Below are 11,486 nucleotides of genomic sequence, written 5' to 3' on the forward strand. Positions count from 1 at the left end.
TGTTTGTCAGCGTGGCCTCACCCGCACGTCGCCGGTTGGCTGTAAGCCGGGTCGAGCCAGCTCTTCCTCGGGGGTTCCCCCGGCCGGCGGCTCGGGCTCCGTGATCAAGGGCGGCTCCTCCGGACCGGCCGGCGCCTCTGCGCGGCGAGCCGCCTGTTCCCGCCGCTGTTGTTCGAGCTGTTCACGGCGGAGCTTGGCGCCGACGCCCACCGTTTCCGGGGGCACCGGCGGCCCGATCACCCCGCACCCCGTCGCCGTGACGAGGGCGAGCACAAGGGCAGCGATGGACCAGGGCGCGGCCGTCACCGCAATGCCTTCTCCCACGCTTTCACGCGGGCTTCGACACGCGACCGCGCCGTCCCGCCGACCTGGGCCTTCCGCTCGAGCGCCCCTTCGAGCGTGACCATGTCGAGCACGTCCTTCTCAAAGCGGTCCGAGTAGCGGCGCAGGTCGCTCAGGGGCAAGTCGCGCAGATCACGATGCCGGTCGAGGCAATCGCGTACGATCCGGCCGGTGATCTCATGCGCCCGGCGAAACGGCACGCCCTTCGAGACAAGGTAATCGGCCAGCTCGGTGGCCAGGAGGAATCCGGAGCCGGCGGCCTGCGCGATCGCGTCTCGGTCGACGGTCAGCCCGGCGACCAACTCAGCATACAAGGCAACCGACGTGCATGCGGTATCGAGGGCGTCGAAGAGCGCTTCTTTATCCTCCTGGAGATCGCGATTGTAGCTCAACGGCAGCCCCTTGAGCACGGTGAGCATGGCCATCAGGTGGCCGTAAACCCGACCCGCCTTCCCGCGAATCAGCTCGGGGACGTCCGGATTCTTCTTCTGCGGCATCATGCTGCTGCCCGTGCAGAAGGCATCGGGGAGCTCGACGAAGTGAAACTCCTGGGAAGACCACAGCACGAGCTCCTCACTGAAGCGCGAGAGGTGCATCATCAGGACCGCCGCGGCCGAGAGCACTTCCACAGCAAAATCCCGATCCGAAACCGCATCCAAACTGTTCTCGCTGATCCCGGAGAAGCCCAGGAGGCGGGCCGTATACGCTCGGTCCACCGGATAATTCGTTCCGGCGAGGGCTCCGGAGCCCAAGGGCATGACGTCCATGCGGGCCGCCGCGTCGGCAAGCCGGCCCTTGTCGCGTTCGAGCATCTCCACGTACGCGAGCAGGTGATGCGCGAAGAGGACCGGTTGAGCGCGTTGCAGATGAGTATAGCCGGGCATGACCACGTCGAGGTACGTCCGCGCCTTGGCGACCAGCGCCCGCTCCAGCTCGGTGATGCCGCCTGCGAGCGACGCCAGCACCTCCTTCAGGTACAAACGGAGGTCCGTGGCGACCTGGTCGTTGCGGCTGCGCCCGGTGTGGAGTTTTCCCCCTAGGGGCCCGATGAGCTCGGTCAAACGGCGCTCCACCGCCATATGGATGTCTTCGTCCTGCCGCGCGAACGCAAAGCGTCCCTGGTCCAACTCTTGTCGGATCGTCTTCAACCCGCCGATGATCCTGCTGGTCTCGCGGGTGGTCAGCACGCCCGCCCGATGCAGGGTCCGACAATGCGCGATGCTACCCTTGATGTCCTGAGGGTACAGCCGGGCGTCGAAGCCGAGCGACGACGTGAAGCGCTCGACCTGCGCATGGGTCCCTTGGCGGAACCGTCCAGCCCAGAGTTTCCCGCCGCCCGGGGATTTTGCAGTGGCCTTCTTGGATGCCCGCATGGCCTGATCGACGCTCCTTACCGGCGGGGCTTTCGGCGCTGCGCCCTGATCGCCAAGCGGAGCGCGTTGAGCCGGATGAATCCCTCGGCGTCCTTCTGACGGTACGATTCATCTTCCTCGAACGTCGCCAAATCCAGACGGTACAAGGACCGCTCCGACTTGCGGCCCACCACCGTACAACTCCCCTTGTACAGCTTGACGCGCACGGTCCCCGTGACGTCCTGCTGGGCGTCGTCCAGCAGCTTCTGGAGCATTTCACGCTCCGGGCTGTACCAGTACCCATAATAGATCAATTCGGCGTAGCGGGGTATCAGGCTGTCGCGAAGGTGTAAGACCTCCCGGTCCATGGTGATGGACTCCAAGCCCCGATGCGCCGCGTGGAGGATCGTCCCGCCCGGCGTCTCGTAGACGCCGCGGGATTTCATGCCGACATAACGGTTTTCGACCAGGTCGACTCGTCCGACTCCGTGCTCGCCGCCGATCTTGTTGAGATGCGCCAGCAGGGCCGCCGGGCTCATCCGCCGCCCGTCGACTGCGACCGGATTGCCGTGCTCGTAGTCGATCTCGATTTCGCGGGGCCTGTTGGGCGCCCGTTCAGGCGACACCGTCAGGTGGAAGATCTCCTCGGGCGGTGCTTCCCACGGATCCTCGAGGATGCCGCCTTCGTAGCTGATGTGGAACAGGTTGAGGTCCATGCTGTACGGCTTCGCTTTCGTGGCCGTCACCGGAATGCCGTGCGCCGCGGCGTATTCGATCAGCTCTCGCCGCGAGCGGAAGCTCCACTCGCGCCACGGAGCGATGATCCTTACCTTGGGCTCGAGCGCGAGGTAGGTCAGCTCGAACCGTACCTGATCGTTGCCCTTGCCGGTCGACCCGTGCGACACCGCGTCCGCGCCTTCTTTTCTCGCCAGCTCGATTTGGCGGCGTGCGATGAGCGGGCGGGCGATCGACGTGCCGAGGAGATAGCTGCCCTCGTACACCGCGTTGCCGCGAAGCATCGGGAAGACGTGCTCTTTGACGAAGACCTCCCGCAAGTCTTCGACGTAGGCTTTCGAGGCGCCGACCGCCAGTGCTTTGGCCTTGACGGCTTTGAGATCTTCACCCTGTCCCAGGTCGGCGCAGAAGGCGATCACCTCGCAGTCGTAGGTCTCCATGAGCCACTTTAGAATCACCGACGTGTCGAGCCCGCCCGAATAGGCCAGCACGACTTTCTTGATCGGGTGTCGTTTCATGATCCTCTCAATTCCTGGCGTCCTGACGCCGCCTTTCCTTCAGCAAGGCCACGAGAATCGCCTTTTGCATGTGGAGCCGGTTTTCCGCCTGGTCGAGGACGACCGAGTGAGGGCCGTCGAGCACGGAAGCCGTGATCTCCTGTCCCCGGTGCGCCGGCAGGCAGTGCATGACGAGAACGTCCGGGCGCGCCGCCTTGAGCAGGCGTTCATTGACCTGGTAGGGGGCGAACGTCTTGATGCGGCGCGACTGCTCGCGCTCGCGGCCCATGCTGATCCACACGTCGGTGTAGATGACGTCGGCTTCCTTGACCGCGACCAACGGGTTGTCCGTCATGTGAATCGACCCGCCGGTCTTGTCGGCCTCTTCGCGCGCCAGATCCACCGTCCGGAGATCGGGTTCATAGCCCTTGGGGCAGGCGGCGGCAATCGCCATCCCCATTCTCACCCCCGCCTCGATCAGCGAGTTCGCGACATTGTTGCCGTCTCCCACGTAGGCGAGCTTGAGGCCCTTGAGCCGCCCTCTCCGCTCCTGAATCGTCAACAGATCGGACAAGGCCTGACAGGGATGGTGAAGATCGGTCAGTCCGTTGATCACCGGAATGGCGGCGTGCTGCGCCCATTCGTCCACGATGCCGTGGTCGTACGTCCGGACCACCAGCGCGTCGAGATAGCGGGAGAGGACCCGCGCGGTATCGGCGATGCTCTCGCCTCGGCACAGTTGAATGTCGGCCGTGGAGAGAAAAAGCGATTGCCCGCCCAATTGGCTCATACCCGCCTCGAACGAGACCCGGGTCCGGGTCGACGGCTTCTCGAACAGGAGGCCGAGCGTCAGTCCGGCGAGCGGCTGGTGCACCACTCGGCGGCGACGAAGCGCCTTCAGCACGGAGGCTTGACGGAGCAAGGCCGCGATGGCCGTACGGGGGAGATCCCCCACGGTGAGGAGATCCTTGCCAATGGAACGAAAGGCCTTGCCGAGCGAAGGCTGCGCGGTCATCGGGGCCGTCCTTATACGCGCTTGCTGAGGACGTCCGCCAGGACATCGAGGAGGCGGTCGATCTCGCGTTGGCTGATGATGAGGGGCGGTACGAACCGCAGCACCCGGTTCATGGTGCAGTTGATGAGCAGTCCTCGGCGCAGACAGTCGTCGACGACCGGGGCCCCCTCGATCGTGAGCTCCATCCCCTGCAGCAGGCCGAGCCCTCGAACGTCTTTGATGTTGGGGAGCCGGTCCTTCAGATCCAGCAAACCCTTGGCGAAATACTGCCCGACCGCTCGGCTCTGAGCCAGCAGCCGTCCGTCGAGCAGGACGTGCAAGACCGCCAGGGCCGCGCTACAGGCCAAGGGGTTGCCGCCGAACGTCGAGGCGTGGGAGCCGGGCGTAAAGGCGGCGGCCACCGCGTCGGTGGCCAGGCAAGCGCCGATCGGCACGCCTCCGCCCAGGCCCTTGGCCAAGGTCATGATGTCCGGTTGGATGCCGAACTGCTCGTAGGCGAACAGGGCGCCCGTTCGGCCGATCCCGGTCTGAACTTCATCGAGGATCAGCAGGATGTCCCGTTGACGGCACAGTTCCCGCAAGCTCTTGATGTAGCCTTGGTCCGCGACGTTGACGCCGCCTTCAGCTTGGACCAGCTCGAGCATGACCGCCGCCGTGGCCGGCGTCATGGCCTGCTCGACGGCGCTCAAATCGTTGAAGGGGACGTAGATGAAGCCGGGCAGGAGCGGCTCGAACCCCTTGTGAACCTTTTCTTGACCGGTCGCCGTGAGCGTCGCCATCGTCCGGCCGTGGAACGACTGTAGCATCGTGATGATCTCGAACCGCGAGGCTCCGTACTTCTGGTGAGCATACCGGCGCGAGAGCTTGATCGCCGCTTCATTGGCCTCCGCGCCGCTGTTACAGAAGAAGACTTTCTCGGCGAAGGAGTGGGTCGCGAGGAGCTCGGCGAGGCGCACCTGAGGCTCGGTATAGTACAGGTTCGACGCATGGAGCAGATGCTGCGACTGCTTTTGAATGGCGGCGATCACATCGGGGTGTCCATGTCCCAGTACGTTGACGGCGATCCCGGCGACGAAGTCAAGATATTCGCGCCCTTCGAGATCATAGACCCGGCTGCCCCGGCCGCGGACGATCGAGATCGGCGTCCGCGCGTAGGTGTGCATCAGGAATCGGTCGCTATCTTGTCGCAGCTCTTCAGTCGGCATGGCGGGCGTCGCGTAAATTCCGTGGAAAATAGCACAAGCAAAAGCACGAAGCAATATGAATTCCTTTTCCCGGGCGTGCTATGTATCGGTCAATCCTCACGAATTCCGCTCGGCCTCGCTTGAGCCTCACCTAGGACAATGCTATAAGGTCACGCCCTCACCATGAGAGGGCCGGAGGGTGCATGAAGGCATGTGAGAAATGCGGCCAGATGAATCCGGACGATGCCCGGTTCTGTGCCCACTGCGGCGGCCTCCTCACCGGTGAGCCCGGGACGGCGGCGACAGCCGTGCCGAGTGACGCGACGACCCTCTGGCGTGCGTTCATCGGCCCCCGCCCGGCGCTGCTCTTCTCGTGGACCTCGGGCTGGTCTTGGGCGCCTCCTGACGACTACTATCTTCGTCAGTTCCAAAAGTTCCAGTCCGGGTCGGCCCCTCGATTTGCCTTGACGTGGCACTGGCCGGCGTTTCTGCTCGATCCGTTTCTCTGGTTCCTCTACCGCAAAATGTACCTCTACGCCCTCGTCTATGCCGTGGGCCCCGTCGTCTCGGCCTATCTCACCGGCGATTTTACGGTGGGGATCGTCTGGCGGATCATGGCTGGTGCCAGCGCCAACTACATCTACTTCTGGCACATCAAGGAGCATCTCTCGGAGGTCGCTCGGCGCCGCCATGCCACCGAGGCCGAGCTCCGGGAGGAGATTCGTGATCGCGGCGGCGTTCAGCCGTACGTGATCTGGCTCGCCGTCGTGCTCCATGTCCTGCTGTTTCTCGTGCTTGCACAAGTCATCCGGGAGGGGCCCCCGCCTTCAGGACCGTTTCAGCCAGGCAAGGTGAAGCCCGCCGTCGCCGCATCACCGTCGTCCGTTCGAGCCTGAGCCGCCGGCTCCTCGGACGCCTGGAGCGCGAGCGCTGGTCGCGTGCTTCAGCGCCCGGCGTCCGGCCGTCTCGCCATTTGCCAGCTCATCCAAGCGCGGAACCATTCGAAGTCGTCCCGATAGGCCGTGCCCGTCGATTCTCCTTGCCCGCCCTTTTGCTCGAGCTCCGTGTACGTGCGGGGCCAGTTTTTCTGCCACCACGATTTCAGCTCATCCGGCGTGTAGGGCGCTCCCCCGGGGTGAAGAATCCCCGCGGCCGCCGCGATATCGGCGATGACCGGCCAGTAACGATCCTTGCCGATACCAAGCGCTTTGAAGTGCTCGCGCAGGAGGAACACGACCCACAGTTCGGCGCTGTTCTTCTTGTTGTGCTTGAACGGTTGTGTTTGGCGCAACGGCACGGGATCGAAGTTCTTGACCACCGAGGTATAGTCGGGACCGCCGTAGCTTCCCGCCACCTCGGCGATCCCCTCCAGCATCCGGGCCAACTCGACCTCGACCACCGGCTTCTCACCGGCGCCGCTGGCCGACCCCGCCTGGGTCGCCAACGGGTTTGGGGCGGTGAGGAGCTCGATCAGCGGCTTGAGCTCCCGCAGCCGGGCGACGGCGGCGCGGAGGATCTGCTCGGATTCCAGCCAGTAGTCGGCATCGTTCTTGGTCAGGCGTTCGCGGCCGGGCGGGGGCAGCACCGCCGGAATCCAATAGCGCAGGAGCACAAAGAGGATGTAGTGGAGATTGCCGTCCAAGCGCGCCACCCGCGCCAAGGCGCCGTGCTCTCCGTCGGCATTCTTGAAGAACAGCTCGACGCGCTCGCCGACGCCCAGCCGGTGGCCCATGCGGGTCCACCAGTGCGCGACGTCGTGCCATTGTTGCGGCGACCCATCGGGCATCAGGCGTTCTCTGTCGGGGCGCATCGTAGCCTTCCGTTTGAGGCGATTGCAAGGAGGCGGAGTCGCCGGCCCGGCCCTCTGTGACCACGATGTTTGAGGGTGACAACCGAAGCGGCCTTTCGGTACGCTTGGCGGAGTTGGCGACAGTACGAGATCGGGAGGATCGACGATGGGACGACTGGTATTGCTGCGACACGGCGAGTCGCAATGGAACCTCGAGAATCGTTTCACGGGATGGGTCGACGTTCCGCTCTCTGCGAAGGGAGAAGAGGAGGCGCGGGCCGCGGGCGAGAAGCTCAAGGGCTACCGCTTCGACCGGGCGTTTACCTCCGTGCTGAGCCGAGCGAACGAGACCTTGAGGATCGTCCTCGAGGTGATCGGCCAAGCGGCGATCCCCGTCGAGAAGGATCAGGCCTTGAATGAGCGCATGTACGGCGATCTCCAGGGGCTCAACAAAGCCGAGACGGCCGAAAAATACGGTGAGCACCAGGTGAGACTGTGGCGCCGGAGCTACGACATCCGTCCGCCGGGCGGCGAGAGCTTGAAGGATACGGCCGAGCGCGTGCTTCCGTACTATGAACGGCGGATCAAGCCCTATCTCCTAAAGGGGGAAACGATTCTGATCGCCGCGCACGGGAACAGCCTGCGCGCGCTGGTGATGCACCTCGACAACCTGTCGCGGGAGCAGGTGCTCGAGCTGAACATCCCCACGGGGGCGCCGCTGCTCTACGACCTGGATGCGAACGGCAGGGTGCTCGCGTCGCGCTACCTCTAACCGGTCTCCTCGATCAGGTCGATCTGCTCGATCAGCTCACCGAACGCCTCGACCGGGACGAGATCGATTGACAGCGCGAGGAAGCTCCGGCGTTGCTCTGCGTCGAGCGCGCCCGTGGACTCCAGCCGATCGGCCGCTTCGGTGAAGAACGCAATCGGCGGGTCTCCCTGGCGTCCCAATGCGGCGTAGGCGGTCTGCCGCTCCACGATGTACGTCCACTGGGCGCCGCCGTCCGCGTCCTGGAGCACATCACAACGGGTACGAAGCCTCTCGTCGAGGGCGGCCCTCACCCGAGCGGCGTCTCGACCCAGGTGTGCATCCAATGCGGCGCCCGCCCAGTAGAGGTCGAGCGCCAGGAGTTCCCGCCGGACGTCTCGCATCCGGCCGGGGGACAAATCCAGGTGATACTCGGCGAAGGTTTCAGGGACGAGCGAAGACGTGATCAGTTGAAGGAGGCTCTCGGCAACGGCCTCCGGTGTTGACGGCATGGCCGCCAGCATAGCGGATGGGCCGCGTCAGGGCAATTCGCCGGTCGAGCTTGTTGCGACCGGCGGCCTGTGGTAGAGTGCGCGACCGTTCAGGAGGTCCGTATGGGAAATGGCGTGTACGCGGTCCGCATGGGGCTGCTCGTCGTCGTCCTGGTCCTCGGCGCAGTCGCCGCGGCCCCTGCGCAGGAGCCTCCGCTCCGATGGGGATTCGGCAGCGACATCGGCTTCACCAGCGGAACGGTGAACGGCACCGTGTTCACGCTCGGGTTTCAGGCGGACTACTATCTCGACCGGGCCTTTTCACTGGGGCCCATGCTGCTGCTCGCTCCCATCGGCGATCTCACTCAGATTGCATTGGCCGGCGTCGCGCGCTATCACGTTCGAACCGGCGTCGTTAACTGGGTGCCCTTCGCAGGATTCGGGCTCATTCATGCCGATCTGGACAAAGGGGCCGGGCCGGGGCGGATCGACAAGAACGACACCAGCTGGTACATCCCGCTGGGCCTCTCGGCCGAATTTCCCGTCAATCCCAAGCTCGCCTTCTCCAGCACGCTGCTCGTCAACTTGCACGACATCGATCTCGAGCCGGCCGTCGAGCGCGACAACACGAGCGTGAGCCTCCTGTTCGGCATTCGCTTCGGTCCTTAAGGCCTGATTCCCACGAGGGCTCCCGTCGTGCCGTCCGGCATCTGCAGGACGCGATCCTACGTGCTTCGCTGTATTGACCGCTTTCACCTCGGCCAACATACTGCTGCCGCCTGGGGGCCCGGGGGGAGAGGCCTGCGTGTGCCTGCCAGCGATGCCAGGGAGGAATCATGATGAGGACCGCCATCGTCATCGTTCTCGGTGTCCTGCTCGTAGGCTGTGTCAGCAAAGGGACGCACGTCCAAACCCTTGCCGAGCTCGAAGAAGCTCGAAAGGCGGCCGCCCAACGGGCCGACGCTTTGGAGCAACTCAAGAAACAGACGGCGCTCGATGCCGAGCAGCAGCAGAAGCAAGCGGCGGAGGAATTGGAGGGGGTGCGGCAGGAGCAGGCGCGGCTCTCGGCCGAGCTCGACCGGGCGCGTCAGGCGCTCACCCAGGCGGAACAAGAGCACGGCGCCGTGCGGCAGGCCTTGGAGCAGGAGCGAGACGGCCATCGAGCGACCGCCGAGCGCCTGAACGAGCTTCAGGAGCGGCATGGACGACTCCAACAAGAGGAAGGAGACGTGCGGCGGGAGCGAGACGAGTTACGGACGAAAACCGAGGGCCTCGAGCGACAACTCCATGCCTTGCAAGAGGACCTGGCCGGCGCGAAGCAGGCCCTGCGCGAGGCGGAAGCCAAGGTGGCGTCGCTCGAACGGGACAAGGAGGAGATACGATCGGCCCTGGCGGCGGCTCGCAACGAGATCACGGACGCGCAGACGAAGCTGTCGGGCGAGCGACAGCTTGCGGCTGAGCTACGGCAGGACAAGGAGCGGCTCGAAGCGGGCGGGCAATCCATGCAGGCTGAAATGGGCAAGCTCGAACGGCGGGTGGGCGAGCTGGAGCGTGAGGCCGCGCACGCGGCCGACCTCGAGCGGCAGTTGGCGGCGCTCCGGCAAGAGCTGGCCGGACTCGAAAAACGCAACGGTGAGCTGGATGCAGAGGCGAGGCGGGCAACCGACCTCGCTGCACAGCTTTCCGCTCGCGATCAGGAGATCGGGCGGTTGCGGCAGGCGGCGGCCGATCGCGACGCGTTGCAGCAACAGATCGCTTCCCTCCGAGCCGACCTGGGTCGAGAGCAACAACAGAGCAAAGAGCTGAGTGCGGCCGTGGACGGCTTGCGGGCCGAGGCGGAGCGGCTTCGCCAAGAGCGGGATCGATTGGCGACGGACCTGTCGCGGCACGAGGAGATGGTCCGCGCCGCGGAGCCCAAGCTGGCCAGCCTCTCTTCGACCATTTCCGAGCGGGAGGAGGAATTGAACCGCTTGCGGGCGGATCGCGCCCGGCTCGAGCAACTGCTTGCCCAAGAACAGGACCGGCTCAAGGCCGAGGAGGCGGAACGGCTCCGCCTGGAGCGGGAGCGGGCGGCCAAGCAGGCGGAGATCGATCGGTTGACCCAGACGCATGAAGCGCTGGCCCGTTCTCTTCAGGACGAGATTGCGAAGGGGAACATCAAGATCAAGCAGGTCCGCGATCAGCTCACGATCAACATGGTCGACAAGGTCCTGTTCGATTCGGGCAAGGCGGAGATCAAGCCGGCAGGGCTCAACGTGCTCAAGCAAGTGAGCGACGTGTTGAAGAACGTGCACGATAAGCAGATCCGGATCGAGGGCCATACGGACAACGTGCCGATCGGCCCCAAGATCCGCGACCGGTTCCCGACCAATTGGGAGCTCTCCACCGCACGCGCGACGGCGGTCATCCGGTACCTGACGGAGCAGGGCGGCGTGGAGCGCACGTCGATCTCGGCGGGCGGCTATGCCGACACCCGACCTGAAGCGAGCAACGACAGCGATGAGGGGAAGGCGCAGAATCGCCGGATTGAGATCGTGCTCTACCCGAAGGATCTGGGTGCCATTGCCAAGCAGATCGAACAGTAGGGAGTTGAGCCGCGGAGGAAGGAAGGAGAGCCGCGGCCGAAGGCGATCGGAAATTGGTGCGCCCGGCAGGAATTGAACCTGCGACCTGCGGGTTCGAAGCCCGACGCTCTATCCAACTGAGCTACGGGCGCACGAGAGATCAGATGCACATCAAAGAGTGGCCGTCAAGGTAGGCACAAAAAGAAAAGGCCGCTGGGTGACAGCGGCCTCTCGTGGGTCGCTTACCAGCGGTCGCGTCCTTCGCCGCCTCCGCCACCGCCGCCGTACGGGCGTTTTTCCTGGGGTCGTGCTTCATTCACAACCAGGGTCCGTCCACCGAGGTTCGAACCATTCAGCGCGGCAATCGCCTTCTGGGCCTCCTCACCGGTTGCCATTTCCACAAAGCCAAACCCTCGTGACTGCCCGGTGTACCGGTCAGTGATGACCTTGGCCGACTGCACCGTCCCGTATTGGGAAAACAGCTCGCTCAACTGCTGTTCGGTGGTGGAATAGGGAAGGCTTCCCACATACAATTTGGTACTCACGACGGACCTCCTCACTGCTCTTGATATTGTCTTGGGAAGAGGGAAGGGAAAGGCGAAGGGAAGAACGATAGGCTCAGCACTAACCGCACCATCAGGTCACTTACGCTTTCCGGACAACTTCCTCTCGCAAGGCAACATCGAATTCGGGCCTCACGCTTACCTGCTCTCCATCACTTGGCCCCGCAGCGATGAACAGCAATTGAAGCATAGCACGGCATGGTAGG

Annotated in this window: 12 protein-coding genes and 1 tRNA gene; 4 read left to right on the forward strand and 9 right to left on the reverse strand. The window is 64.5% G+C overall.

Features of this window, described 5'->3' with window-relative positions:
* Positions 1–6 precede the first annotated feature (6 nt).
* Genes ACWHYV_RS00375 through ACWHYV_RS00395 form a run of 5 tightly spaced genes read right to left on the reverse strand, consistent with a single transcriptional unit; the run spans position 7 to position 5,146 of the window.
* Positions 7–306, reverse strand: coding sequence for a hypothetical protein (locus ACWHYV_RS00375; RefSeq protein WP_447978684.1), 300 nt, complete (start codon positions 304–306; stop codon positions 7–9).
* Complete coding sequence (argH, locus tag ACWHYV_RS00380) at positions 303–1,715, reverse strand: argininosuccinate lyase (RefSeq protein ID WP_447978685.1); 1,413 nt, start codon at positions 1,713–1,715, stop codon at positions 303–305. The genes ACWHYV_RS00375 and argH overlap by 4 nt, the downstream gene beginning before the upstream one ends.
* A gap of 17 nt (positions 1,716–1,732) precedes the next feature.
* Positions 1,733–2,947, reverse strand: a complete 1,215-nt coding sequence (locus ACWHYV_RS00385; protein ID WP_447978686.1) for an argininosuccinate synthase — start codon at positions 2,945–2,947, stop codon at positions 1,733–1,735.
* Positions 2,948–2,954: 7 nt separating this feature from the next.
* Entirely contained in the window at positions 2,955–3,941 is a 987-nt protein-coding gene (gene argF, locus ACWHYV_RS00390; RefSeq protein ID WP_447978687.1) for an ornithine carbamoyltransferase, read from the reverse strand.
* A gap of 11 nt (positions 3,942–3,952) precedes the next feature.
* Positions 3,953–5,146, reverse strand: a complete 1,194-nt coding sequence (locus ACWHYV_RS00395; RefSeq protein WP_447978688.1) for an acetylornithine transaminase — start codon at positions 5,144–5,146, stop codon at positions 3,953–3,955.
* 182 nt (positions 5,147–5,328) lie between these two features.
* On the opposite strand from ACWHYV_RS00395, the gene ACWHYV_RS00400 reads away from it, so the two are divergent.
* Positions 5,329–6,021: a DUF2628 domain-containing protein gene (locus ACWHYV_RS00400; RefSeq protein ID WP_447978689.1), complete on the forward strand. Its 693-nt coding sequence runs from the start codon at positions 5,329–5,331 to the stop codon at positions 6,019–6,021.
* Between the two features lie 47 nt (positions 6,022–6,068).
* On the opposite strand, the gene ACWHYV_RS00405 is transcribed toward ACWHYV_RS00400, so the two are convergent.
* On the reverse strand, positions 6,069–6,935 hold the full coding sequence (locus tag ACWHYV_RS00405) for a hypothetical protein (protein ID WP_447978690.1): 867 nt from the start codon (positions 6,933–6,935) through the stop codon (positions 6,069–6,071).
* Positions 6,936–7,080: 145 nt separating this feature from the next.
* On the opposite strand from ACWHYV_RS00405, the gene ACWHYV_RS00410 reads away from it, so the two are divergent.
* Entirely contained in the window at positions 7,081–7,686 is a 606-nt protein-coding gene (locus ACWHYV_RS00410) for a 2,3-bisphosphoglycerate-dependent phosphoglycerate mutase (RefSeq protein ID WP_447978691.1), read from the forward strand.
* On the opposite strand, the gene ACWHYV_RS00415 is transcribed toward ACWHYV_RS00410, so the two are convergent.
* Positions 7,683–8,174, reverse strand: coding sequence for a hypothetical protein (locus tag ACWHYV_RS00415; RefSeq protein ID WP_447978692.1), 492 nt, complete (start codon positions 8,172–8,174; stop codon positions 7,683–7,685). The genes ACWHYV_RS00410 and ACWHYV_RS00415 overlap by 4 nt on opposite strands.
* Positions 8,175–8,276: 102 nt before the next feature.
* On the opposite strand from ACWHYV_RS00415, the gene ACWHYV_RS00420 reads away from it, so the two are divergent.
* Both ACWHYV_RS00420 and ACWHYV_RS00425 read left to right on the forward strand, forming a co-directional pair.
* On the forward strand, positions 8,277–8,822 hold the full coding sequence (locus ACWHYV_RS00420; RefSeq protein ID WP_447978693.1) for an outer membrane beta-barrel protein: 546 nt from the start codon (positions 8,277–8,279) through the stop codon (positions 8,820–8,822).
* Positions 8,823–8,989: 167 nt separating this feature from the next.
* Positions 8,990–10,738: an OmpA family protein gene (locus ACWHYV_RS00425; protein WP_447978694.1), complete on the forward strand. Its 1,749-nt coding sequence runs from the start codon at positions 8,990–8,992 to the stop codon at positions 10,736–10,738.
* 54 nt (positions 10,739–10,792) lie between these two features.
* On the opposite strand, the gene ACWHYV_RS00430 is transcribed toward ACWHYV_RS00425, so the two are convergent.
* Together ACWHYV_RS00430 and ACWHYV_RS00435 are read right to left on the reverse strand one after the other, a co-directional pair.
* Positions 10,793–10,869: transfer RNA gene (locus ACWHYV_RS00430), tRNA-Arg, on the reverse strand.
* A 90-nt stretch (positions 10,870–10,959) separates the two neighbouring features.
* The gene (locus tag ACWHYV_RS00435; RefSeq protein WP_447978695.1) at positions 10,960–11,262 is read right to left on the reverse strand and encodes an RNA recognition motif domain-containing protein; all 303 of its coding nucleotides are present in this window, start codon (positions 11,260–11,262) and stop codon (positions 10,960–10,962) included.
* Positions 11,263–11,486: the final 224 nt, after the last annotated feature.

The sequence above is a fragment of the Candidatus Nitrospira bockiana genome, from assembly GCF_965152565.1.

Excerpts from the sequence above, each read along its gene's own strand:
- ACWHYV_RS00420 (WP_447978693.1), top strand. The coding sequence starts at position 8,277 with ATGGGAAATGGCGTGTACGCGGTCCGCATGGGGCTGCTCGTCGTCGTC.
- ACWHYV_RS00405 (WP_447978690.1), bottom strand. The coding sequence starts at position 6,935 with ATGCGCCCCGACAGAGAACGCCTGATGCCCGATGGGTCGCCGCAACAA.
- argH (WP_447978685.1), bottom strand. The coding sequence starts at position 1,715 with ATGCGGGCATCCAAGAAGGCCACTGCAAAATCCCCGGGCGGCGGGAAA.
- ACWHYV_RS00395 (WP_447978688.1), bottom strand. The coding sequence starts at position 5,146 with ATGCCGACTGAAGAGCTGCGACAAGATAGCGACCGATTCCTGATGCAC.
- ACWHYV_RS00400 (WP_447978689.1), top strand. The coding sequence starts at position 5,329 with ATGAAGGCATGTGAGAAATGCGGCCAGATGAATCCGGACGATGCCCGG.
- ACWHYV_RS00385 (WP_447978686.1), bottom strand. The coding sequence starts at position 2,947 with ATGAAACGACACCCGATCAAGAAAGTCGTGCTGGCCTATTCGGGCGGG.
- ACWHYV_RS00415 (WP_447978692.1), bottom strand. The coding sequence starts at position 8,174 with ATGCCGTCAACACCGGAGGCCGTTGCCGAGAGCCTCCTTCAACTGATC.
- ACWHYV_RS00410 (WP_447978691.1), top strand. The coding sequence starts at position 7,081 with ATGGGACGACTGGTATTGCTGCGACACGGCGAGTCGCAATGGAACCTC.
- ACWHYV_RS00425 (WP_447978694.1), top strand. The coding sequence starts at position 8,990 with ATGATGAGGACCGCCATCGTCATCGTTCTCGGTGTCCTGCTCGTAGGC.
- argF (WP_447978687.1), bottom strand. The coding sequence starts at position 3,941 with ATGACCGCGCAGCCTTCGCTCGGCAAGGCCTTTCGTTCCATTGGCAAG.